Source organism: Nonomuraea muscovyensis (assembly GCF_014207745.1).
GTDB classification, from domain to species: Bacteria; Actinomycetota; Actinomycetes; order Streptosporangiales; family Streptosporangiaceae; genus Nonomuraea; species Nonomuraea muscovyensis.
Map to the genome: position 1 here is coordinate 31,213 of NZ_JACHJB010000001.1, position 20,758 is coordinate 51,970.

21 protein-coding genes and 1 pseudogene are annotated in these 20,758 nt (G+C 72.0%); 15 read left to right on the forward strand and 7 right to left on the reverse strand.

Features of this window, described 5'->3' with window-relative positions:
- Positions 1 to 160: 160 nt before the first annotated feature.
- The 5 genes from FHU36_RS00130 to FHU36_RS46710 all read left to right on the forward strand — a co-directional run bounded on the left by FHU36_RS00130 (position 161) and on the right by FHU36_RS46710 (position 5,419).
- Complete coding sequence (locus FHU36_RS00130) at positions 161 to 1,660, forward strand: arylsulfatase (protein WP_185081776.1); 1,500 nt, start codon at positions 161 to 163, stop codon at positions 1,658 to 1,660.
- Complete coding sequence (locus FHU36_RS00135) at positions 1,657 to 2,664, forward strand: formylglycine-generating enzyme family protein (protein ID WP_312891366.1); 1,008 nt, start codon at positions 1,657 to 1,659, stop codon at positions 2,662 to 2,664. Before FHU36_RS00130 ends, FHU36_RS00135 begins: the two co-directional genes overlap by 4 nt.
- Positions 2,661 to 3,578: an HAD family hydrolase gene (locus FHU36_RS00140; RefSeq protein ID WP_221495714.1), complete on the forward strand. Its 918-nt coding sequence runs from the start codon at positions 2,661 to 2,663 to the stop codon at positions 3,576 to 3,578. The genes FHU36_RS00135 and FHU36_RS00140 overlap by 4 nt, the downstream gene beginning before the upstream one ends.
- Before the next feature lie 234 nt (positions 3,579 to 3,812).
- On the forward strand, positions 3,813 to 5,195 hold the full coding sequence (locus FHU36_RS00145; RefSeq protein ID WP_281394179.1) for a SulP family inorganic anion transporter: 1,383 nt from the start codon (positions 3,813 to 3,815) through the stop codon (positions 5,193 to 5,195).
- Complete coding sequence (locus tag FHU36_RS46710; RefSeq protein ID WP_376774133.1) at positions 5,138 to 5,419, forward strand: sodium-independent anion transporter; 282 nt, start codon at positions 5,138 to 5,140, stop codon at positions 5,417 to 5,419. The genes FHU36_RS00145 and FHU36_RS46710 overlap by 58 nt, the downstream gene beginning before the upstream one ends.
- 157 nt (positions 5,420 to 5,576) lie before the next feature.
- On the opposite strand, the pseudogene FHU36_RS46715 reads toward FHU36_RS46710, so the two are convergent.
- The 3 genes and pseudogenes from FHU36_RS46715 to FHU36_RS00160 all read right to left on the reverse strand — a co-directional run.
- Positions 5,577 to 5,885 (reverse strand): annotated as a pseudogene (locus FHU36_RS46715) (DUF6114 domain-containing protein); the annotation flags it as partial.
- A 67-nt stretch (positions 5,886 to 5,952) separates the two neighbouring features.
- Positions 5,953 to 6,549, reverse strand: a complete 597-nt coding sequence (locus FHU36_RS00155) for a DUF6230 family protein (RefSeq protein ID WP_185081779.1) — start codon at positions 6,547 to 6,549, stop codon at positions 5,953 to 5,955.
- A gap of 295 nt (positions 6,550 to 6,844) precedes the next feature.
- Positions 6,845 to 8,563 (reverse strand): ExeM/NucH family extracellular endonuclease, encoded by a 1,719-nt coding sequence (locus FHU36_RS00160; protein WP_185081780.1) that lies wholly within the window; start codon positions 8,561 to 8,563, stop codon positions 6,845 to 6,847.
- Positions 8,564 to 8,669: 106 nt separating this feature from the next.
- Here FHU36_RS00160 and FHU36_RS00165 point away from each other — a divergent pair, with 106 nt between their 5' ends.
- A complete protein-coding gene (locus FHU36_RS00165) occupies positions 8,670 to 9,749 on the forward strand; it encodes a pentapeptide repeat-containing protein (RefSeq protein WP_185081781.1) in 1,080 nt (359 codons plus the stop codon).
- A gap of 3 nt (positions 9,750 to 9,752) precedes the next feature.
- Here the strand turns inward: FHU36_RS00165 and FHU36_RS00170 are convergent, their stop codons facing one another.
- The 3 genes from FHU36_RS00170 to FHU36_RS00180 are packed head-to-tail and all read right to left on the reverse strand — an operon-like array spanning position 9,753 to position 10,994.
- Entirely contained in the window at positions 9,753 to 10,241 is a 489-nt protein-coding gene (locus FHU36_RS00170) for an SRPBCC family protein (protein WP_185081782.1), read from the reverse strand.
- On the reverse strand, positions 10,234 to 10,644 hold the full coding sequence (locus FHU36_RS00175) for an ArsR/SmtB family transcription factor (protein WP_185081783.1): 411 nt from the start codon (positions 10,642 to 10,644) through the stop codon (positions 10,234 to 10,236). Before FHU36_RS00175 ends, FHU36_RS00170 begins: the two co-directional genes overlap by 8 nt.
- Positions 10,641 to 10,994: a VOC family protein gene (locus FHU36_RS00180; RefSeq protein WP_185081784.1), complete on the reverse strand. Its 354-nt coding sequence runs from the start codon at positions 10,992 to 10,994 to the stop codon at positions 10,641 to 10,643. The genes FHU36_RS00175 and FHU36_RS00180 overlap by 4 nt, the downstream gene beginning before the upstream one ends.
- Positions 10,995 to 11,095: 101 nt before the next feature.
- Here FHU36_RS00180 and FHU36_RS00185 point away from each other — a divergent pair, with 101 nt between their 5' ends.
- Complete coding sequence (locus FHU36_RS00185; RefSeq protein WP_185081785.1) at positions 11,096 to 11,755, forward strand: permease prefix domain 1-containing protein; 660 nt, start codon at positions 11,096 to 11,098, stop codon at positions 11,753 to 11,755.
- Positions 11,756 to 11,812: 57 nt separating this feature from the next.
- Here the strand turns inward: FHU36_RS00185 and FHU36_RS00190 are convergent, their stop codons facing one another.
- The gene (locus FHU36_RS00190) at positions 11,813 to 12,172 is read right to left on the reverse strand and encodes a helix-turn-helix transcriptional regulator (RefSeq protein ID WP_185081786.1); all 360 of its coding nucleotides are present in this window, start codon (positions 12,170 to 12,172) and stop codon (positions 11,813 to 11,815) included.
- Positions 12,173 to 12,254: 82 nt separating this feature from the next.
- Here FHU36_RS00190 and FHU36_RS00195 point away from each other — a divergent pair, with 82 nt between their 5' ends.
- From FHU36_RS00195 to FHU36_RS00230, 8 genes are all read left to right on the forward strand, one after another.
- Complete coding sequence (locus tag FHU36_RS00195; RefSeq protein WP_185081787.1) at positions 12,255 to 13,415, forward strand: cytochrome ubiquinol oxidase subunit I; 1,161 nt, start codon at positions 12,255 to 12,257, stop codon at positions 13,413 to 13,415.
- Between the two features lie 20 nt (positions 13,416 to 13,435).
- Positions 13,436 to 14,200: a cytochrome d ubiquinol oxidase subunit II gene (locus FHU36_RS00200; RefSeq protein ID WP_185081788.1), complete on the forward strand. Its 765-nt coding sequence runs from the start codon at positions 13,436 to 13,438 to the stop codon at positions 14,198 to 14,200.
- A gap of 6 nt (positions 14,201 to 14,206) precedes the next feature.
- Positions 14,207 to 16,204: a thiol reductant ABC exporter subunit CydD gene (cydD, locus tag FHU36_RS00205; protein WP_312891367.1), complete on the forward strand. Its 1,998-nt coding sequence runs from the start codon at positions 14,207 to 14,209 to the stop codon at positions 16,202 to 16,204.
- Between the two features lie 8 nt (positions 16,205 to 16,212).
- The gene (locus FHU36_RS00210; RefSeq protein ID WP_185084517.1) at positions 16,213 to 18,060 is read left to right on the forward strand and encodes an amino acid ABC transporter ATP-binding/permease protein; all 1,848 of its coding nucleotides are present in this window, start codon (positions 16,213 to 16,215) and stop codon (positions 18,058 to 18,060) included.
- 82 nt (positions 18,061 to 18,142) lie between these two features.
- Positions 18,143 to 18,766: a transporter gene (locus FHU36_RS00215; protein WP_185081789.1), complete on the forward strand. Its 624-nt coding sequence runs from the start codon at positions 18,143 to 18,145 to the stop codon at positions 18,764 to 18,766.
- Positions 18,763 to 19,086 (forward strand): transcriptional regulator, encoded by a 324-nt coding sequence (locus FHU36_RS00220; RefSeq protein ID WP_312891369.1) that lies wholly within the window; start codon positions 18,763 to 18,765, stop codon positions 19,084 to 19,086. The genes FHU36_RS00215 and FHU36_RS00220 overlap by 4 nt, the downstream gene beginning before the upstream one ends.
- Positions 19,083 to 19,964, forward strand: coding sequence for an ABC transporter ATP-binding protein (locus FHU36_RS00225; RefSeq protein WP_185081790.1), 882 nt, complete (start codon positions 19,083 to 19,085; stop codon positions 19,962 to 19,964). The genes FHU36_RS00220 and FHU36_RS00225 overlap by 4 nt, the downstream gene beginning before the upstream one ends.
- The gene (locus FHU36_RS00230; RefSeq protein WP_185081791.1) at positions 19,957 to 20,697 is read left to right on the forward strand and encodes an ABC transporter permease; all 741 of its coding nucleotides are present in this window, start codon (positions 19,957 to 19,959) and stop codon (positions 20,695 to 20,697) included. The genes FHU36_RS00225 and FHU36_RS00230 overlap by 8 nt, the downstream gene beginning before the upstream one ends.
- The last annotated feature ends 61 nt before the right edge of the window (positions 20,698 to 20,758 follow it).

Sequence of the window (20,758 nt, forward strand, 5' to 3'; positions counted from 1 at the left end):
CCTCAGGGGCGGGCCGGCCACACGGGTCGGCACGCGTTCTTGGTGACGGCCACCTCGAATCTTGACAACTCAATGGCCCGGATGTTTCGGCCGTCGAGCCATGCTGGTCGGACGGAGCCTGTGTAGCGCGGCTGTCGAGCGATGTGGACCTGGGGGATGCATGCCGGAGCGACCGAACATTTTGGTCATCTGGGGAGATGACATCGGGATCTCGAACCTCAGTTGTTACAGCGACGGCCTGATGGGCTACCGCACTCCCAACATCGACCGGATCGCCGAAGAGGGCGTGCGATTCACCGACTACTACGGCGAGCAGAGCTGTACGGCGGGCAGAGCCGCGTTCATCACCGGCCAGAACCCCTACAGGACGGGTCTGACGAAGGTGGGCATGCCCGGCGCCGACGTCGGGTTGCGCGCCGAGGACCCGACGATCGCCACCGCGCTCAAGGCCCTCGGATACGCCACCGGCCAGTTCGGCAAGAACCATCTCGGCGACCGTGACGAGTTCCTGCCGACCGCGCATGGTTTCGATGAGTTCTTCGGCAACCTCTACCACCTCAACGCCGAGGAGGAGCCGGAGCAGGTCGACTACCCGACCGAAGAGGAGTTCCCCGGGTTCAGGGAGCGGTTCGGGCCGCGAGGGGTCATCCGCTCATGGGCCAGGAAGGACGGCACCCAGCGCGTCGAGGACACCGGACCGCTCACCAGGAAACGGATGGAGACCTGCGACGAGGAGTTCCGTGACGCGGCGATCGACTTCATCCGCCGCCAGAACGAGGCCGGCACGCCCTTCTTCGTGTGGTTCAACTCCACCCACATGCATTTCCGCACGCACTGCAAGCCGGAGAGCAGCGGCCGCGCGGGGCGTTGGCAGTCGGAGTACCACGACACCATGCTCGACCACGACGACATCGTCGGGGACCTGCTCGCCGTTCTGGACGAGCTCGGCATCGCCGAGGACACGATCGTCATGTACTCCACCGACAACGGCCCGCACATGAACACCTGGCCCGACGCCGGCATGACCCCGTTCCGCAACGAGAAGAACTCCAACTGGGAGGGCGCGTACCGCGTTCCCGCCGTGGTGCGGTGGCCGGGCAAGATCCCGGCGGGTGCCGTGCTCAACGGCATCGTCAGCCACAACGACTGGTTCGTCACCCTGCTGGCAGCGGCGGGCGTGCCGGACATCGCCGACAGGCTCAAGGCGGGGACGGACCTCGGCGACACGTCGTACCAGGTGCACCTGGACGGTCACAACCAGCTCCCCTACCTCACCGGCGAGGTGGAGGAGAGCCCGCGCGAGTACTTCTTCTACGTCTCCGACGACGGAGATTTCACCGCGCTGCGGTTCTCCAACTGGAAGCTGGTGTTCCTGGAGCAGCGTGCCGTCGGAACGCTGCGGGTTTGGGCCGAGCCGTACACGGAGCTGCGCGTCCCGAAGATCCTCAATCTGCGCACCGACCCCTACGAGCGCGCCGACATCACCTCCAACACCTACTACGACTGGCTGCTCGATCACGCGTGGGCCCTGGTCCCCGCGCAGTCGTTCGTGGCCGCCATGCTCTCGACCTTCGGCGACTTCCCACCGCGACAGGCGCCGGCGAGCTTCGGCGTCGACCAGGTGATGAACAGGCTGCGCACCGGGATATCGAGCACGTGAGCGACACGGGTCGGGTCGCCGATCGCGCGGCGTGGACGATGCACGGCTCCAACGGCTCGATCCGCCTCGACGGCGGGGTCTTCACGATGGGCTCCGACGACCACTATCGCGAGGAGGCGCCGGCCCACAAGGTGCGGGTGGACGGGTTCGCCATCGACCCGGTCGCCGTCACCAACCGTCGTTTCACCGCGTTCGTGGCGGCGACCGGCTACGTCACCGTGGCCGAACGGCCGCTGGACCCGGCAGAGTTCCCCAGTGCGCCGCCTGAGAACCTGGTGCCGGGGTCGATGGTGTTCGTGCCGACGCCCGGCCCGGTCGACCTGCGGCATCTCAGCCTCTGGTGGAGGTGGACGCCGGGCGCGTGCTGGCGCCGCCCCGAGGGGGGAGACTCGGACGTCGGCGATCGCCTTGACCATCCGGTTGTCCACGTCGCCTACGAGGACGCCGTCGCCTACTCGACCTGGATCGGCGCCGCGTTGCCGACCGAGGCGCAGTGGGAGTACGCCGCTCGCGGCGGCCTCGAGGGCGCCGCGTTCACGTGGGGCGACGAGCCCCGGCCCGAGGGCCGAATCATGGCCAACACCTGGGACGGAGACGACTTCCCCTGGCGCTCGACGGGGGAGTCCGGTTGGTCGCGAACCGCGCCGGTCGGGTCCTTTCCGCCGAATCACCATGGGCTGTTCGACATGGCGGGCAACGTCTGGGAATGGACCTCCGACTGGTGGACCGGACGGCACCTGGACGAGGCCGCGTCGCCGTGCTGCGTCCCGCGCAATCCCCGCGGCGGTGACGTCGACTCGAGCTACGACCCGGCGCAGCCGCAGTTCCGCATTCCACGCAAGGTGATCAAGGGTGGGTCGTACCTGTGCGCCGACACCTACTGCCTGCGGTACAGGCCCGCCGCCCGCCGACCACAGATGATCGACACCGGCATGAGCCATATCGGCTTCCGCTGCGTCTGGGACTCGTCCCTGTCCGGGCATATGACGGGTGCCGGGTCGTGATCGCGGGGAACCTGCTGCCGTCATGGCGGCCAGGCGCGAGCAGGGACGCGCTCCTCGACTTCCTCGACGCCGCCCGCTCGGTGCCGCGGGCCGACCGGGTGGCCTACTTCGACAACGACGGCACGTTGTGGTGTGAGCGGCCGGCATACGTCCAGCTCGAGTTCTTCCTGAGCGCTCTGCGTCGGCGAGTGGCGGACGACCCGTCGACCGGCGAGCGGGACGAGTTCACCGCGCTCCTCAGCGGCGATCGGAAACGGGTCGGCGACTTCGGCCTGACGCGCATCGCGCTCGCCCTGGCCGACCTGTTCGAGGGCTTCGCCCCTGAAGCGTTCGCCACCGAGGTCCGCGCCTTCATGGCGACGGCGACCCACGCCACGCTCGGCAGGCCGATGAGCGCGACCCGGTACCAGCCGATGCTGGAGCTGATCGGCGAACTCCGCCGGCGGGACTTCACCGTCGGCATCGTGACAGGAGGTGGGACCGAGTTCGTCCGCGCTGTCAGCGGGGACCTCTACGGCGTGCCACCCGAGCTCGTCGTCGGCACGCTCATCGCCTACGACTTCGGGCGGGACAGCTCCGGGCGTCCTGGGCTCCGCCGTACCGGCAGAGTGCTCGGCGGCGCCAACGAGGGACCTGTCAAGGTCACCAACATCCAGACGCAACTCGGGCGGCGCCCGATCCTGGCCGCCGGCAACTCCGGCGGTGACCGCGAGATGCTCGAATGGGCCGTCGCCACGGACCGGCCGGCTCTGGCGCTGCTCGTCGAGCATGACGACGCCGAGCGTGAGTTCGCCTACGCCGGCGAGGCGGCGACCTTGACCGAATCCGAGCCCGTCACGGCGACCGCCGCGCGCGCCGGTTGGACCGTCGTCAGCATGGCCGGTGACTGGGAGACCGTCTTCCCTCGTCGGTGATCGCGGCATGCGCCCCGCGACCACCCATGAGACGACCCATGAGACACGGACGCGTGCGGCGCCGCGCCGCCGGCTCGGTCCTCACGTGAGTCCAAGTCTTTGCGACGTCAACGGGCGTACCTTGAGATCCCCGCCCGTCGCCGGACACATGATGAGGAGATGGGCACAGGCGTCACTTTCGCGACGAAGGCGATACCGGTTCTCGGCCAACTGCGGCACTACCAGGTACGCTAGCTGCGCGCGGACGTCGTCGCCGCGCTCGTGATATCGGTAACCCTGCTGCCCCAGGCGCTGGCCTACGGCGCTCTGGCCGGGCTGCCACCTGCTGCGGGCCTGTACACGGCGCTGGGCGCCGCGACAGTCTTCGCCCTGCTCACTCGTACGCGATTCGTGTCGGTGGGGCCCTCGTCGACCCTGGCGCTCCTGACCTTCAGCGTGGTGCACGAGCGAGCGGGCTCCGACGTGGCCCGGGCGACGGCGCTCGCGGCGGTTCTGTCGCTTCTGATGGGCATGTGGTGTCTGCTGGGGGCGACGCTGCGGTTGCAGGGCTTCTCCGACTTCCTGTCGGCGCCGGTGATGCTCGGATACCAGTCCGGAGTGGCGGTGGAGGTCATCACCGGGCAGGTCGGGCCGCTGCTGGGGGTCCCGACGCACGGAACCGATCCGCTCCGCAGACTGTGGCAGGTGTGCACCCACCTGGAGCAGATCAAGCCGTTCACCGCGGCGATGGGTCTGGGTGCGGTGGTCGCACTCGTGCTGCTCAAGCGCTGTGCGCCCGGCCTGCCCGGGGGGCTGCTGGTCTGCCTGACCGCGATCGCGGTGTCAGCCGCGCTCGGGCTGGCCCGGTACGGCGTCGCGGTGGTCGGACCGGTGTCCGGGGGCCCGACCACCCTCCCGCGGCTGTCTACGAGTCTTGGCGACGTGTGGGGGCTGCTGATCCCCGCGGCGGGCATGGCCCTTGTCGCCTCGGTCGAGACCGTGAGCGCCGTCCGCCGGACCACGGTCGACTCCGGCGAGCACATCTCTCTGGACAGGGAGTCCGCCGCACTGGGTGCGTCGAGCATCGCCTCGGGCGCGCTGGGCGGCCTCCCTCCGATGGCGAGCACCTCGCGAAGCCTGTCAGCCCGTGGTGCCGGCGCGCACTCCCAGGTCTTCGAGCTCGTGGCCGCGGGCATCGTCGCCTTCGTCCTGTTCACCGGCGGGCCGATCGTGGCGCTCCTTCCGATGGCGGTGCTGTCGGCCATCGTCATCGTGGGCGCGCCCAAACTCATCGACGTCACCGGCTGGGTGCGGCTGTGGCGGAGCTATCGCGTCGAGAGCGTGATCGCGCTCATCAGCATGGCCGGGGTGCTGGCCTTCGGCGTACTGGTGGGCCTGCTCGTCGCGGTGGTGCTGTCGGTCGCCCAGTTGCTCCGCCGCGCCGCCGTCCGCATGACGCCGTCCTCGGCGTCACCGGTGACGACGGTCCCCCCCACGAGCTCGCCGGGCAGCCGTCGCCCCATCCGGACACCCTCATCTACCGCGCCGACGGGCCACTGTTCTTCGCCAACGCCGCGTGGATCCGGCAGAGACTCCTCACCTCGGTCACGGCCGGGTCGCCGCTTCCACGGAGCGTGATCCTGGACTTCGAAGCGGTGTTCTACATGGATGCCACCGCCGCCGATGTTCTGGCCCAGCTCACTCTCGATCTGCGAGCGCTCGGCTGCCGGCTCGCGCTGGCCCGTGTACACGAGCCCGTCCTGGGGCAAATACGAGCCAATCCCTACCACGCCGGCGCCACCCGGCAACTCCCCGTCTATCCGAGCGTCCGCGAAGCCCTCGCCGCCATGCGGGAAACGTGAACCGGACCGACGCCGACCGTCGCGGGCGCGCGCCGTGGCCGACCGCCCGGATCAGCGCGCTCATCCGCGACCGGATCGTCCGCGCCGCGGCGATCACGATCCGGACGTCGAGGGTGTCGACTCGCGTGTCCGGCCGGCTGACTGGGGTCCACGCGATCGCCAGCATGCCACCGAGCAGGCCGAGGGTCATGCCGACCAGGAAACCGCCGAGGTTGGAGTAAACGAAGGACGCCATGGACAGCAGCACCGCCACGAGGCCGAGGAACACCCGCTGGCCCGGCTGCAGCCAGACGAGCAACCCCGCGATCATCATGATCAGGGCGATCAGGTAGGTCGCCCCCACCGTGCCGAACCTGATGGCCACCGACAGCGCGTTGACGGCCAGCGGGATGGAGAGCAGCTCCATCCCCGCCACCAAGATGAACAGCCCGCCCCAGAACGGCCGTGAACGCCGCCACGATTTCATGATCTTCCATCCTTCGCTCGCGTCGTGACCGGCCTACCACCGCGACGAGTCCTGGACCGATCCCGCCCTAGAAGCATTCGTGTTCGCCGGGCATGACCTTGACGCCGAGATCGGGCAGGCTGAAGGTCGCGGCCGTGACCGCCCACGCGCTCAGCCTGACGTTCCGGAGCGTGAGCGCCCTGCCCTGCCCGCCGAAGGTACCGGCCGGTCCCCTGACCCCGGGAACCTCGTCGAGGGTGCTGGCGTCCCTGCCCAGCTCGATGTCCCTTAGAGAGGCCGCGCTCCGGGCCGCCGCCACGTCGATCACCATGTCCTCGACCGTCACCTCGTTCCCGCCCTGGCCGCCGGTGATCCTGACCGTCACGGCCCCCAGAGGCGTCTTCATGAGCACGCTCTGGCACAGGTCGGTCGCCACGGCTCGCCGGACGCCGGTCACCACGACGGGTATGACCTGACCCTGCTTGGTGCGCACCACTCCACCGGCCAACGCGAAGCCCTGACCGCGCAGCTCGCCGGTGAAGAGCTTGAACGTGTCGCCGGAGACCACGAAGGTCGCGCCGATGACGCCTTGAACCGTGGCGCCGATCAGCAGCGACGTCATCGCCGCGACCGGCGCGAAGATCAGAGCGAAGCGCTTCCAGCGCACGCGTCCCTGTTCAGCCATGACTCCGCTCCGCATCCCTGTGCTCCACGACGGGCCGGCGATCCGTCACGGCGACAGCCTCGCCCGTTGTCAAGCATGGTGAGGAACACGACCTTGGTCGACAAACGCGCCGGGCTTTGCGGTACTTCTCACCCGCGGCTGGACAAACTTGCCGAAGACCAGAAGCCCGTTGATCAGCACGCCTCTCGGCGCGCGTCCATGCGGCGCCACCTCCAGAACGAGTTGCCCGACGATGCTCAGCCGACGCCCCGTGGGAGGGACACGAGGGCCCGGGCGAAGGACTCGATGTCCACGGCTAGGACTTCCCTCCCGGAAGGTACAGGCCGATGATCACCGGATCGTGGTCCGACGACCTGAAGGCGTCGGGTTCGTACAGGTCAGGGCGGGTGCCTTGACCTATCGCACTCAAGACCCTCGGCTCGTCGGCGTTGACGTGCCAGATCGTGGCCCCGATGACCCGCCTGAGCAGTTGCCTGCCGGCCAGGGCGTGGTCCAGCTCGCCCGCGAGTCCGCCGAACAGGTAGCTGTAGCGCTGCCGCGCCGGCACGAAGCGCTTGGTGAGGCTGGTCAGGCCGCCCGCCTCCAGGGTGTCGATCGGGTCCTCCTCGCCGTAGGCGTTGAGGTCGCCGAGGACCAGCGGGTTCGGCAGGTCCGCCACGAGCCCCAGCAGCGCCTGTGCCTGCCGCACCCGGGTGGCGTTCCAGCAGCCCTGCCCGTCGCCCTGGTCGGCGTCCGGGCCGTCGCCGGACGGGCAGGAGCCCTTCGACTTGAGGTGGTTGACCACCATGGTGAAGGGCTGGCCGCCCCCGGCCCTGCGGAAGGTCTGGACGAGCGGCGGCCTGCTGAAGACGGGGTCCTGCGAGGCGCGCGGCTCGCCGACGGGGGTCAGCTTGCCCGGCTTGTAGATCAGGCCCACCTGGATGGCGTCCGTGCCGGGGTGGGGGTGGGTCAGCGCGGCGTACGTGCCGGCGCCCATCTCGGCGTTGACCGCGTCGACCAGGGCCTGCAGCGCGGTCCGGCCGTTGTTCTCCACCTCCATGAGGGCGACCGCGTCCGCGTTGAGCCCCTTGAGGGCGGCGACCAGCTTGGCGAGCTGCCGCTGCTGCTCCTCGGCGGTGTTCGCGCCGCGCGAGCCGAGGGTGGTGAACCAGTTGAGCGTGTTGAACGAGGCCACCTTGACGTTGCCGCCGACGGGCAGCGGGCGCGACCGGCGCGGGTTGGCGTCCAGGTACGTGATGGGCTTGGTGGGCTGCAGCCGGTAGGCGTCGAAGCCGTAGCCGAGGACGCCGGTCACCCCGGTGGCCACCGCGCCGGCGCGCACGACGGGGGGCAGCGTGGCGGGGTTCTGCCGGGAGGAGCCGTCGTCGATGAGCAGGCTGCGGCGCCGGTTCAGCCCGGGGTCGACGCCGGGCCGGTCCGTCGGCTGGAACAGCCGGCCATCAGCCGAGACGGTGACCTCGCCGAAGCGGCCGAGGTTGTAGTGGTCGCTGACGGTGAGCGGCTGCCGGAACGTCAGCAGCATGTTCTCGACGTGCTCCAGCCCGTCGCTCGGCAACCGGTACGGCAGGGCCGGCACCGTGCCGGTGCCGCAGACGTCCAGCGCGGTCACCGGGGACAGCTCGGTCCACCCGTTGAACTCGAAGGCCCGGCCGGTCACCAGGACCCGGTCGCCGGGCCTGACGTCCTTGAGCGTGTCGCGGGCGAAGGCGAACAGGCCCTCGGAGGTGGCCGGATCGGCGTCCGGCGCCGGGTCCTGCAGGAAGAAGCCGCTGAGCTGGTCGCTCTTCTGGAAGTCGCCGGTGACGATGCCCTCCACCCGCACGGTCTGCCCGGCGAGGGGCGTCGCGTCGCCGTTGCCCTGCACCTCGGAGATGCGGTGGGTCGGCGGGGTGGCGCACGGGTCGGCCGGCGTCGGCGTGGGGGTCGTGGTGGCGGCCGTGGCGGACAGCGCGGGGGTGGCGGACAGCGCGGCCGCGACGAGCGCGGCGGCGAAGGCCCGGGCTAAAACACGCATGACCGGCACTTTAGAGGGAGATGAGGCCACATATTTCTACATAAATATAGATAGAGCGTGAAATTATCGAACCTTGACAGAGGCCCTCACGGGGTATGACCAGTGCATGGACTGGGTCACCTGCACGCACTCCGCTGCCTGCACGGGAATCGCTCGCCGGCCGTACGGACTCTGCCTGCCCCACCTGCACCCCGACGACCTGACCGCCACCCTGGCCGAGATGACCCCCGGGCGGCTGCTCGACCTGCGTGGCACCGTGCTCGGCGGTGACCTGCTGACCCGCGTGGTCGAGGCCAACGGCCGCCGGCCCGGCCGGACCCGGCTCGACCGGGTGCGCTTCACCGGCGACGTGCGGCTGGCCGAGATGACCTTCGCCGGCGACGTGTCGCTCGACGGCGCCGTGTTCGAGCGGCTGGCGTCGTTCTTCGGCAGCCGCTTCGAGGGGAACGTGTCGCTGGCCGGCGCGAGGTTCGCCCGCGAGCTGTCCTTCCACGGTGTCGAGGTGCGCGGCCACCTGTCGCTGGATCGGGCCGTGATGGCGCGCGACGCCCTGTTCAGCCAGGCCGGCTTCGGGCACGGCATGTCGTGCGAGCGGGCCCGCTTCGACGGGTTCGCCACCTTCGACGGCGCGCGGCTGGGCGACGGGGCCACCTTCCGCGGCGCCAGGTTCGGCCGCACGCTGTCGTTCCGCAAGGTCCGCGGCGGCGTCCTGTTCGAGGCGGCGCACTTCGCCGCGGACGCCTACCTGTCGGTGACCGGCAGGCTGTCGGCCGCCCGTGCCCGCGCCGACGGAACGCTGGACGTGTCCGTCAGCGACGGCGGTGCGGACCTGCGGCGGCTGGAGGTGGTGGGCGCGACCACGCTCCGGCTGGCCGACGCGCGGGCCGATCTGGAGGGCGCGGTGCTGCGCGGTCCGGCCACGGTGACGGGGCGCGGCCGGTCCGCGCTGATCTCGCTGCGCCAGGTGGACGCGCCCAGCCTGGCCCTGCACGGGCTCGACCTGTCGGCGTGCGGGTTCGCCGGGCTCGTGCACCCGGCAGGCGTACGGCTCAAGGAGTGCAGGTTCGGGCTGTCGGCGCGCGGCATGCGGGAGGGCGTGCGGACACCGGTCAGGCGCTGGCTGAGCCGCCGGTCCGCGCCGGCCGACGACCTGTTGCCGGAGCAGGCCGTCAGCCGGGCGGAGTGAGCGCTACCGCACGGCCCGCTCGTCCAGCTCATCCAGCTCGTCCATCTCGTCCATCTCGTCCATCTCGTCCAGGAGCGCGGGGACGGTGCGCTCGTGGGTGGAGCGCCAGCCGCCGCCCATGATCCGGCGGGCCATCCGCTGCATCGCGTCGTCCGGGTCGAAACCCTCGTGGTCGAAGAACAACCGGGTGCCCCTGCCCTCGGGGCGGAGCCGCCAGGTGACGGTCCAGTCGGCCCGCTCGCCGTCGCTCCAGCTGAGCTTCAGCAGCCTCTCGGGCTCCAGTTCCAGCACCTCGCAGTAGACCACGCCGCGGAAGCCCGTGGCCGGTTTGGGCGTGGTGCGGAAGGTGAAGCGGTGGCCGACCTCCGGCTTGAAGTCGGTGGGCATCAGCCACCGGGCGAGCAGGTCGGGCTCGGTGAGCACGCGCCACACCTTGGCGGGCGGGTGGGCGAGGAACTGGTCGAGCCGGATCGCGTGCCTGTCCTCATCCATCGCCGTCCTCCACCCCGTCCCTCATCCCGTCCCTCATCCCGTCCGTCGGCCGGCCCCAAGGCTGGTCCTCCGGTTCGACCTCCGGTTCGTCCTCCAGTTCGTCGAGGAGGGCGCCCAGGCCGGCGAGCCTGTCGCGCCAGAAGCGTTCGTACGGGGTGAGCCAGTCGCGGACCTCCATGAGCGGCGCCGCCTCCAGCCGGTAGTGCCGCTCCCTGCCCTTGCGCGACTCGGCCACCAGGCCGGCGTCCCTGAGCACCTTGAGGTGCTCCGACACGCTGGGCCGGCTCATGTCGAACCGCTCGGCCAGCCGGCCGGCGGGCTGCGCGCCCTCCTGGAGCAGCAGGCGCAGCAGCTCGCGCCGGGCCGGGCTGGCCAGGGCGGCGAAGACGTGGTCGGCGCTCACGCCTGGGTCACCACGAACCCGTTGCCGTCGGGGTCGTTGAAGAGCAGCTGCCTGCCCCACGCCTCGTTCGTGGGCCCCTGGACCTGGGTGCCGTGCTCGCGCAGGCGTTCGGCGAGCGCGTCGAGGTCGGGCGAGGCGGCCACGAGGCCGCCGACCGGCGCCATGTCCGGGAACCAGGAGGCGAGCAGGAGCGCGGTCTCGGCGCCCTTGGGGGCCACGCTGAGCCAGCGGCCCATCGGGGACGGGTTGTCGGAGCGGACCTCCAGCCCGAGCACGCCGGCGTGGAAGTCGAGCGCGCGCTGCTGGTCGGCGACGGGCAGGGTCACGGTGCTGATCGAGGAGATGTGCATGCCGCCCACTATATGTAGGAAAATTCCTACGTATCAAGCGGCCCCACGAATGGGGGATGCCCCCGAGTGACCCCGGGGGGCGGAATCCGTACACTTGGGGCATGCTGATCGACGACTACGTGGCCGATCTCAGCAGGGCCCTGGCGGGCCCGTCCGGCCCGAAGCGTGATCTCGTCGTCGAAGCGCGCGACAGCCTGACCGACACCGCCGACGCCCTGGAGGCGCAGGGGCTAGACCGCGCCGCGGCCGAGCGGGTGGCGGTCGAGGAGTTCGGCGAGGTCGCGCAGATCGCGCCGGGCTACCAGGAGGAGCTCACCGTGGTGGCGGGCCGGCGGCTCGCGGCGGTGCTGTTCCTCACGCTGCCGCTGAGCGTGCTCATCTGGTCGACGATCTGGCACATCTTCCCGGGCGACCACCCCGCGTGGAGCGCCCGGCCGGCCTGGTACACCACCGCAACCGCGCTGCTCGACGCGATCCAGGTGGTGGCCGGCCTCTACGGCGCTCTCGCGCTGCTCGCGCTCGGCCGGGGCGCCCGCTGGATGCGCCGGCCGGTGCCGATCACCCGGTCGCTGGGCCTCGTGGTGATGGTGACGCTGCCGCTGTGCGGCCTGCTCAGCCTGCTCGTGTCGGCCGTCTCCGACCTGCCCGCCGGGTTCGACCGGCTGGCGCCGGTCATGCTGGCCGAGGTCGCCACCTCCGCCTTCTGGGGCCTGCAGTTCTACGGCGCCGTGCGCTGCCTCCGCCTCACCCGCCGCGCCTGACCGGCCCCCGGCGGCGACCCGCCCGCAGCCGTCGCACCCTCGCGGCGGCGTGGTCCCTCAGGGGCGCAGCGCGCCCGTCTCGGCGCGCGCGTCGCCGGGGCGGGGCCGCAGCACGCTGCCGATCACGGTGGTGAACTCCCGCCACGCCGACCGCTCCCCCTCCAGTTGCCTGCGGCCGGAGTCGGTCAGCCGGTAGGTGCGGCGTTTGCGCCCGCCGACCGTGGCCCACTCACTGGCCAGGTGTCCGGTGCGCTCCAGCCGGCGCAGCGCGGGATAGACCGTGCCCGTCGGCACGCTCAGCGCCCCGCCGCTGCGTTCCTGCAACGCCTCGATGATGGCGTAGCCGTGCAGCGGCTCGGCTTCGAGAACGGACAGCAGCAGGGCGTCCATGTGGCCGCGCAGCGCGTCGGGGTTCATGTGCACGATCCTAGGCAACCATGCTTCATGTAGACAGCCTACATGTAGGCTGTCTACTACAACATGGATCGAGGAGGACGCGATGGACGTGCTCGACCTGGCACGGTTGCAGTTCGCGGTGACGGGGAGCCTGCACTTCCTGTTCGTGGTGGTGACGTTAGGACTGGCGCCGCTGGCGGCGATCATGCACACGCGCTGGGTGCGCTCGGGGGACCCCGGGCACGAGCGGATGACCCGCTTCTGGGGCGAGATCTACGTCATCAACTACGCGCTGGGCATCGTCACCGGACTGGTCATGGAGTTCCAGTTCGGGCTGTCGTGGGCCGGGTTGACCCACTACGCGGGTGACGTGTTCGGCGCCCCGCTGGCCATGGAGACGCTGGTGGCGTTCTTCCTGGAGTCCACGTTCCTCGGACTGTGGATCTTCGGGTGGGGGCGGCTGCCGAAGTGGCTCCACCTGGCGTGCATCTGGCTGGTGACCCTCACGGCGTACGCCAGCGCCTTCTTCATCATGGTGGCCAACTCGTTCCTGCAGAACCCGGCCGGCGCGGCGCTCAGGGGCGACCGGATGGAGCTGGTCGACGTCGGGGCGCTGTTCACGAACAAGGCGCTGGTCTTCTCGTTCCCGCACGTGATCGGGGCCGGCCTGTTCGCCGGGGCGATGGTGGTCGTCGGGGCGAGCGCCTACCGGCTGCGCCGCCGCGACGGCGAGGAGGCGTTCTTCACCGCGTCGCTGCGCACCGGCGTGGGCGCGGCGTTCGTCGGGCTGTGGATGGCGGTGGCGTTCGGCTACCCGCAGTTCGGCGGGGTGGCGGAGGAGAAGTTCGACTCCGACGCGGGCGTGGCGAACTCCGCGCTCGCGATCATGATGGAGGGCGGGAACCTGCTGTCGCTCCTGGTGCTCGCCATGCTGGTGACGAGGAGTCGCCTGCCGCGCTGGCGCTGGTCGCACCCGGTGCTCGTCGCGATGACCCCGGTGCCGTTCGCGCTGGCCATCTGCGGCTGGCTGGCCCGCGAGGTGGGCCGGCAGCCGTGGATGATCTGGGACCGGCTGACCGTGGCCGACGCCATGTCCCCCGGGCTGACCTCGGGCATGGTCAACGCCTCCTTCGTCGGCTTCGTCGCGGTCCTCGGGATGCTCGCGGTCGCCGACTACGCGCTCATCGCCCGGGTGGTCAGGCGCGGCCCACGTGACCTGCACCTCGGCGCCACCGACGAGCGCGCCCCCGCACTGAGCCACTAGCCGAGCCACTGGGAGCTGACATGGAACTGATCTGGTACGCCGTCTTCGCGCTGCTGCTGACCGGCTACTTCGCCCTGGAGGGGTTCGACCTGGGGGTCGGGCTGCTGCTGCCGCTGGTCGGCCGGAACCAGCGGGGCAGGGACCGGATGGTGGCGGCCATGGCGCCGTTCGTGCTGGCCAACGAGGTGTGGCTGGTGGCCGTGGCCGGAACCCTGTTCGGGGTGTACCCGATGCTGGAGGGCGAGGTGCTGTTCGGCCTGTACCCGCTGGTCGTGGCCATGCTGCTGGCCTGGATCGTGCGGGACGCGGGGCTGTGGTTCCGGCGTCGCGCCGACGGCGCCGCCTGGCGCTCCTTCTGGGACGCGATGATCACGCTGGGCTCGCTCGGGCTGGCGTTCGGCTGGGGCATGGCGCTGTACGCGGCCGCGACGGGCTTCGGCTCCTCGCTGCTGCACCCCGTGGGGCTGCTGCTGGGCGTGGTGGTCACGCTGCTGCTCGCCTGGCACGGGTGGACGTTCCTCGCCTGGCGGGCGCCGGAGACGGCCGGGATCACCCGCTCCGGGCGGGCCCTGGCGCTGTCGGGGGTGGCCGCGGCGCTGCCGGCCGCCGCGGTGGTCGGTGGTGCCCTGCCGTACCTGCTGGAGCACAGCGCGCCGTCCTCTACGCTGAGTGTGCTCAGTGTCATGGTCCTGCCGTTCGCGCCGGTGATGGTGATCGCGCAAGTATGGGTGTGGCGCACTTTCCGTCCCGGGAAGGGCCCCGTCCGGACTCTCTCGTTCTTCTGAGGTCACGTGCACAAAGATCTCCTGCGGCTCATGCGGGCCGAGCAGTCGGTACGACGTCACCTGTCCGTCACGATGACGGCGGCCGTGCTGGCGGGGCTGCTCGTGCTCGTGCAGGCGGAGCTGCTGGCCGGGGTGCTGTCCGGCAGGTTCGCCGGCGTCGCGCTGGCCGGCGTGGCCGGGGTCGTGGGCCTGCGGGCGCTGCTGGCCTGGACCCAGGGCGTCTTCGCCGGCCGCACCGCCACCGGCGTGAAGTCGGCGCTGCGCCACCGGCTGCTGGTCCGGCTGCAGGAGCTCGGCCCGGCCAGGCTGACCGGCCACCGCTCTGGCGAGCTGGTCACGCTCACCGGCCGCGGCCTCGACGGCCTCGACGACTACCTCACCGGCTACCTGCCGGCCGTCGCCGTCGCCGCGGTGGTGCCGGTGGCGGTGCTCGTCCGGCTCTTCGCCGCCGACCTGGCGAGCGCGGTCATCGTGCTGGTGACGCTGCCGCTGATCCCCGTCTTCGGCGCGCTGGTCGGCCTGACGACCAAGGCCGTCACCGAGCGCCAGTACCACGCCCTGTCGCGACTCGGCGGGCACTTCCTCGACGTGGTGCGCGGCCTGCCCACGCTGCGTGCCTTCGGCCGTGCCCGCTACCAGGCGGGCGTCATCCGGCAGGTGGCCGACGCGCACCGGTCGGCGACCATGCGGACGCTGCGGGTGGCGTTCCTGTCGTCGCTGGTGCTGGAGCTGTGCGCGTCACTGTCGCTGGCCCTGGTGGCGGTGCCGATCGGGCTGCGCCTGCTCGGCGGGTCGCTGGACCTGACGACGGCGCTGCTGGTGCTGCTGCTGGCGCCGGAGGCGTACCTGCCGCTGCGCGCGATGGGCACCAAGTTCCACGCCTCGATGGAGGGCGTGGCCGCCGCCGACGCCGCCTTCGCCGTGCTCGACCGCTCCGCAGACCCGTCCGCCGAGCCCACCGCCGCGGCGGTCGCGGGGGCGGGCGCCGGCCGTTCCACCGGCTCCGCTCCCGGCTCCTCCACCGGTTCCTCTCCCGATGACGCCGCCCGGCCGGAGGCAGTGGGCGGGTCCGGGCCGCCGGCCATCCGCCTGGAGAACGTCACGGTGCGCTACCCCGACCGTGACGACGCGGCCCTGACCGGCGTTTCCCTCACCATCGCCCCGGGCGAGCACGTCGCCCTGGTGGGCGAGAGCGGAGGCGGCAAGAGCACGCTCCTGCACCTCGTCCTCGGCTTCGTCAGGCCCTCCGAGGGCCGGGTCCTGGTGGACGGCGTCGACCTGAGCGACCTCGACCTGGACGCCTGGCGCGAGAGGCTGGCGTTCGTCCCGCAGCGCCCCCACCTGTTCACCACGACGGTGGCCGGCAACATCCGCCTCGGCTCGCCCGACGCCACGCCGGAGGAGATACGGCGGGCCGCGACGGCCGCGTACGCCGACGAGTTCGTCCAGCGGCTCCCCGGTGGCTACGACACGCCCGTCGGCGAGCGGGGCGCCAACCTGTCGGCCGGCCAGCGCCAGCGCATCGCCCTGGCGCGCGCCTTCTGCCGCCCGCAGGCCACGGTGCTGCTCCTCGACGAGCCCACGGCCCGCCTGGACGGCCGCAGCGAGGCGGCGGTGGTCGCCGCGACGGCCCGCCTCGGCCGCGGGCGCACGGCCGTCATCGTCGCCCACCGGCCCGCCATGATCGAACTCGCCGACCGCGTCATCCGCGTCCACGAGGGCCGCGTCGTCTCCGACACGACACGGCCCGGCAGCGAGGCGGCCCCGCCCCCTAGCGACACGCCGGACGAGACAGACCTGAGGCACCAGGACGCGGAGGCCGAGGGCGCCACAGGCGTCGTGCCCGGTGACGTGCCGGGTCGCGTGGGTGAGGCCCCGCACGGGGGCGGGCGGGCGGAGGAGGCGTTCGAGGCGTCGCGGGGCGAGGGAGTGCCCGAGGCGGTCGCGGAGGCCGGAGACGGAAGGGCGCGGGTGGAGTCCCGGCGCCTGGGGAGGGACACGTGAACCGGCACATGGCGACCCGGCTCGGCTGGGCCGTGCTGGCGGGGGCGGCGGCCGACCTGGCCGGGCTCGGGCTGATCGCCGCCGCCGCGTGGCTGATCACCCGGGCGGCCGAGCAGCCGCCGCTGGCCGCCCTGAGCGTGGCGATCGTGGCGACGCGGGCGTTCGCCACGGGCAAGGGCGTCTTCCGCTACGCCGAACGCCTCACCGGCCACGACGTGGCCCTGCGCGCCCAGGCGAGCACCCGCGAGCGCCTGTACGAGGCGCTCATCGCGCCGCGCCCGCCCCGGCACGGCGGCGCCGACCTGCTGAGCCGGATGGTGGACGACACCGAGGCCGTCCAGGACCTGCTGGTCCGCTGCCTGCTGCCCGCCGCGGCGGCGGCCATCACCGCCGTCGCGGCCGTGGGCGTCGGGCTGTTCGTGCTGCCGGCCGCCGCGCTCGTCCTGGTGGCCGGGCTGGTGGTGGCGGGCGTGTTGCTTCCCGCGGTCACCGCGGCGGGGGCGCGCCGCTGGGCGGCCAGGATCGCCCCGGCGCGGGCCGCGCTGGCGGGCACGGTGGCGGACCTGGTGCACGGCTCGGCCGACCTGGCCGCCTACGGCGCCGGCGAGCGGGCGCTGGACCAGGCGCGGGCCGCCGACGAGGCGCTGGCCGCGCTCGAACGCCGCCAGTCTCGCGTCCACGCCCTCGCGCTGGCCGCAGGCACGCTCACGCAGGGGCTGACGGTGGCGGGCATCGTGCTGATCGCCCAGGCGGCGGGCGCCGGTACGGTGGCCACGGCCGTGCTGGCACTCACGGCACTGGTGTCGTTCGAGCCGGTCCTGCCCCTGGCGGCGGCGGGCGAGCGGCTCGCGGGCGTCACGGCGGCGCTGCGCCGCCTCAAGGAGGTCCGCGGCGCCCCGGCCGCCGTCACGGAGCCGACCTCCCCCGCGCCGCTCCCGCGACCGCCGTACACGGTCGAGGTCGTCGACCTCGTCGTGCGCCACGCGCCCGCGGGCGACCCGGCACCTCCTGCCGGGACGACCACAACCGGGCAGGCGGACCGGGAGGCGGGCGGGGAGACGGCCCCACCGGCTGGGCGGGAGGCGGACCAGGAGGCGGCCGCGCAGGCGGGCCAGGAGGCGGCCGCGCAGGCAGGCCGGGGGAGCGCGGCCGGGCCGAGGGTCGGTGGCGTGGCGCGGGCGGCGGTCGACGGGGTGTCGCTGACGCTGACGCCCGGCCGGCGGGTGGCGCTCGTGGGGCCGAGCGGAGCCGGCAAGAGCACCCTGCTGGCCGCGCTGATGCGCCTGGTCGAGCCCGAGTCGGGAAGCGTGCGGGTCAACGGTGTCGACATCCGCGACCTCGCCTCCGACGACGTGCGGACCCTGATGACCGGCCTCACCCAGGACCCGTACATCTTCCAGACCACCCTGCGCGACAACCTGCGCCTCGCGGGCCCCGACGCCGGCGAGGACCGGCTGCGGGAGGCCGTGCGGGAGGCGCGGCTGGAGCGGTGGGCCGACCGCACCGGCTGGGACGCCCAGCTCGGCGAGGACGGCAGGACCGTCTCCGGTGGGCAGCTGCAGCGGCTGGCGCTGGCGCGGGCCCTGCTGTACGACCCGCCGGTGCTGCTGCTGGACGAGCCCGCCGAGGCGCTGGACGAGGAGACGGCCGACCGGCTCATGGCCGACCTGCTCGACGTGACCCACGGCCGCACCACGCTGCTCGTCACCCACCGGCTGCGGGGCCTGGAGGGTGTGGACGAGATCATCGTGCTGGAGGAGGGCCGTGTGATCCAGCGCGGCCCGCACGACCGGCTGGTCGCCGAGCCCGGCTACTACCGCGACCTGTGGGAGTCCGAGGTCCTGACCCGCCGGTGAGAGCCGCCCGGAACCGCTTTCTTGTGTTCGCACGGCCAACAGGTTTATGATTCAAACCAGTTTGGTTATGAGAGAGGTTGTCATGGTAGATGACAGCGAGCGGACGCCGAGTCCCGAGGAGATGCTGCGGCTCATCGAGCGGCAGCGCGCCGACACCGTCAGGCACCTCAAGGGCGATCCGCGCCTCATCTACGGGCCGTGGGGTGTCGCCTGGCTGCTCGGGTTCGGCACGCTGTTCCTGCACTACGGCCTCGACGGCGAGCCCTACCTGCCGATCTCCCAGATGCAGGCGGTGGGCGTGCAGCTGTGCCTGCAGGTGCTGGCCGGGGCCGTCGCCGCGTACGGGATCACGAAGATGAGCGGCCGGGTGCGCGGTGACAGCTCCGCGCGCGGGATGATGTACGGCTACGCGTGGTTCGCCGGGATGATGCTCATGGTCGTCATCGCGATGCGGATGTCGCCGCAACTTCCCCCGGACGAGAGCGGCCTCCTCTGGGCGGCGGTGTCCATGCTGGTGGTGGGCGTCCTCTACATGGCCGGCGGGGCGATCTGGCTCGACTGGACGATGTTCTTCGTCGGCGTCTGCGTCCTGGCCGTCGACGCAATCGGCGTCCTGCTCGGCGCGGGCTGGCACGCCCTGCTGGCGGCCGTGTTCCTGGGCGGCGGGTTCCTCGCCGTGAGCGTCTGGCCGAGGCGGCGGCGGTGACGGCCGACGGCCCGCTGCCCGAGCTCGATCCCGTCATCCACGCCCAGGCGAGGCTGCGCGTCGTGGCCGCGCTCAACACGCTCGCCGACGGCGACGAGATGGCCTTCCCGGCACTGAAGGAGCTGCTCGGCATGACCGCGGGCAACCTGTCCGTCCACCTCACCAAGCTCGAGGACGCCGGATACGTCCGGATCACCAAGACCCACCGGGGCCGCACCCCGGTCACCTACGTAGCCCTGACCAAGCGCGGGCGGCTCGCCTTCGACGACTACACCAAGGCGATCCGCTCGCTGCTCGACACCGCTGGAGGTTCGTCATGACCGTCCTCGCCCGCACGGCAGAGGTCACCCGCCGCTACGGCGACGTCTTAGCCCTCGACCGGGTGTCCCTCGACATCCGGGCGGGCGAGCTGGTGGGCCTGCTCGGACCGAACGGCGCCGGCAAGTCCACGCTGATCAACCTGTTCACCGGCCTGCGCCGGCCGACCTCCGGCACGGTGGAGCTGCTCGGCGGCTCCCCGCAGGACCCGGTGATGCGCCGCGACATCGGCGTCACCCCGCAGGAGACGGGCCTGCCGGAGGCGCTGCGGGTGGGCGAGGTGGTCGACTTCGTCTCCGCGCACTTCCCGAACCGCTCCGACCGGGCCGAGTTGCTCGACCGGTTCGGGCTGCGGGATCTGGTCAGGCGCCAGATCGGCGGCCTGTCCGGCGGGCAGAAGCGGCGGCTGGCCGTGGCGCTGGCGTTCGCGGGCAGGCCGAAGATGGTCTTCCTCGACGAGCCCACGACCGGCCTCGACGTCGAGGGGCGGCGGGCGCTGTGGGACGGCATCAGGGCCTTCCACGACGACGGCGGCACCATCCTGCTGACCAGCCACTACCTGGAGGAGATCGAGGCGCTCGCGCAGCGCGTCGTGGTCGTGGGCCACGGCCGCGTGCTGGCCGACGACACCGTGCCGGCCATCCGCGACATGGTCGGCGTGCGGCGGGTCACGCTGTCCGCCGACACGCTGCCGGAGCTGCCCGGCGTGCTCGGCTCCGAGCGTGCGGACGGCCGCGTCCACCTGCTCACCGCCGACCCGGACCGGCTGGTGGTCGAACTGGTGCGCAGCGGCGCCCCGTTCTCCGGGCTGGAGATCAGGCCCACCACCCTCGAGGAGGCCTTCCTCACCATCACCGCCAGGGAGAACGCCCATGTCTAGTCTCGTCCTCGCCCACACCCGCTACCAGATGCTGGAGCAGATCCGGGTGCCGATCGGCCTGGTCTCCAGCGCGTTCTTCCCGGCGGCGTCGATGCTGGCCTTCGTCGTGCCGTTCGCGGCCGACGACCCGGTCGCCGCGACGACGGCCACGGGGTCGATGATGATGATCGGCGCCATGTCGGCGGCGCTGATGGGGTTGAGCATCTCGGTCGCGCAGGACCGCGAGCAGCCGTGGAACCCCTACCTGCGCACGCTGCCCGCCGGACCGCTGCCCCGCTTCGCCGGGCGCATCCTGACGACCATGGCGATCATGCTGGTCGCGGTGATCCCGGTGCTGGTCATCGCGGGCCTGTTCACCGAAGCGGCCATCACCGTGCCGCGGCTGCTGCTCGGCATGGCGGCGCTGCTGGCCGGGTCGGTGCCGTTCATGCTGCTGGGCCTGTTCCTCGGCTTCGTGCTGTCGTCGAAGGCGGCCATCGGGGTGTCGCAGCTGCTGTTCTTCCCGGTGGCGATCCTGGGCGGGCTGTTCCTGCCACCGCAGATCATGCCGGCCTTCGTGCAGGCCGTCTCGCCGTTCGTGCCGAGCCGCGGCGCCGTCGAGCTGGTCTGGGCCGCCACCACGGGCTCGTCGCCCGATCCGGTGGCCGTGGTGATGCTGGCCGGGTGGACCGTGGTCGCGGCGGTGGCCGCCGTCTGGGCCTACCGGCGGGACGAGGGACGCCGCTTCTCCTAGCCGCACCGGTGCGCACCGAACGGTGGGGGTGTGCCGCCGAGTCCGCAGCGATCTCGACGGC

What these genes read in the sequence shown, in the direction of transcription:
- FHU36_RS00130 (WP_185081776.1), top strand. Translation starts at nt 161, where the DNA reads ATGCCGGAGCGACCGAACATTTTGGTCATCTGGGGAGATGACATCGGG.
- FHU36_RS00155 (WP_185081779.1), bottom strand. Translation starts at nt 6,549, where the DNA reads ATGGCTGAACAGGGACGCGTGCGCTGGAAGCGCTTCGCTCTGATCTTC.
- FHU36_RS00160 (WP_185081780.1), bottom strand. Translation starts at nt 8,563, where the DNA reads ATGCGTGTTTTAGCCCGGGCCTTCGCCGCCGCGCTCGTCGCGGCCGCG.
- FHU36_RS00165 (WP_185081781.1), top strand. Translation starts at nt 8,670, where the DNA reads ATGGACTGGGTCACCTGCACGCACTCCGCTGCCTGCACGGGAATCGCT.
- FHU36_RS00170 (WP_185081782.1), bottom strand. Translation starts at nt 10,241, where the DNA reads ATGGATGAGGACAGGCACGCGATCCGGCTCGACCAGTTCCTCGCCCAC.
- FHU36_RS00180 (WP_185081784.1), bottom strand. Translation starts at nt 10,994, where the DNA reads ATGCACATCTCCTCGATCAGCACCGTGACCCTGCCCGTCGCCGACCAG.
- FHU36_RS00185 (WP_185081785.1), top strand. Translation starts at nt 11,096, where the DNA reads ATGCTGATCGACGACTACGTGGCCGATCTCAGCAGGGCCCTGGCGGGC.
- FHU36_RS00190 (WP_185081786.1), bottom strand. Translation starts at nt 12,172, where the DNA reads ATGAACCCCGACGCGCTGCGCGGCCACATGGACGCCCTGCTGCTGTCC.
- FHU36_RS00195 (WP_185081787.1), top strand. Translation starts at nt 12,255, where the DNA reads ATGGACGTGCTCGACCTGGCACGGTTGCAGTTCGCGGTGACGGGGAGC.
- FHU36_RS00200 (WP_185081788.1), top strand. Translation starts at nt 13,436, where the DNA reads ATGGAACTGATCTGGTACGCCGTCTTCGCGCTGCTGCTGACCGGCTAC.
- FHU36_RS00210 (WP_185084517.1), top strand. Translation starts at nt 16,213, where the DNA reads ATGGCGACCCGGCTCGGCTGGGCCGTGCTGGCGGGGGCGGCGGCCGAC.
- FHU36_RS00215 (WP_185081789.1), top strand. Translation starts at nt 18,143, where the DNA reads ATGGTAGATGACAGCGAGCGGACGCCGAGTCCCGAGGAGATGCTGCGG.
- FHU36_RS00225 (WP_185081790.1), top strand. Translation starts at nt 19,083, where the DNA reads ATGACCGTCCTCGCCCGCACGGCAGAGGTCACCCGCCGCTACGGCGAC.
- FHU36_RS00230 (WP_185081791.1), top strand. Translation starts at nt 19,957, where the DNA reads ATGTCTAGTCTCGTCCTCGCCCACACCCGCTACCAGATGCTGGAGCAG.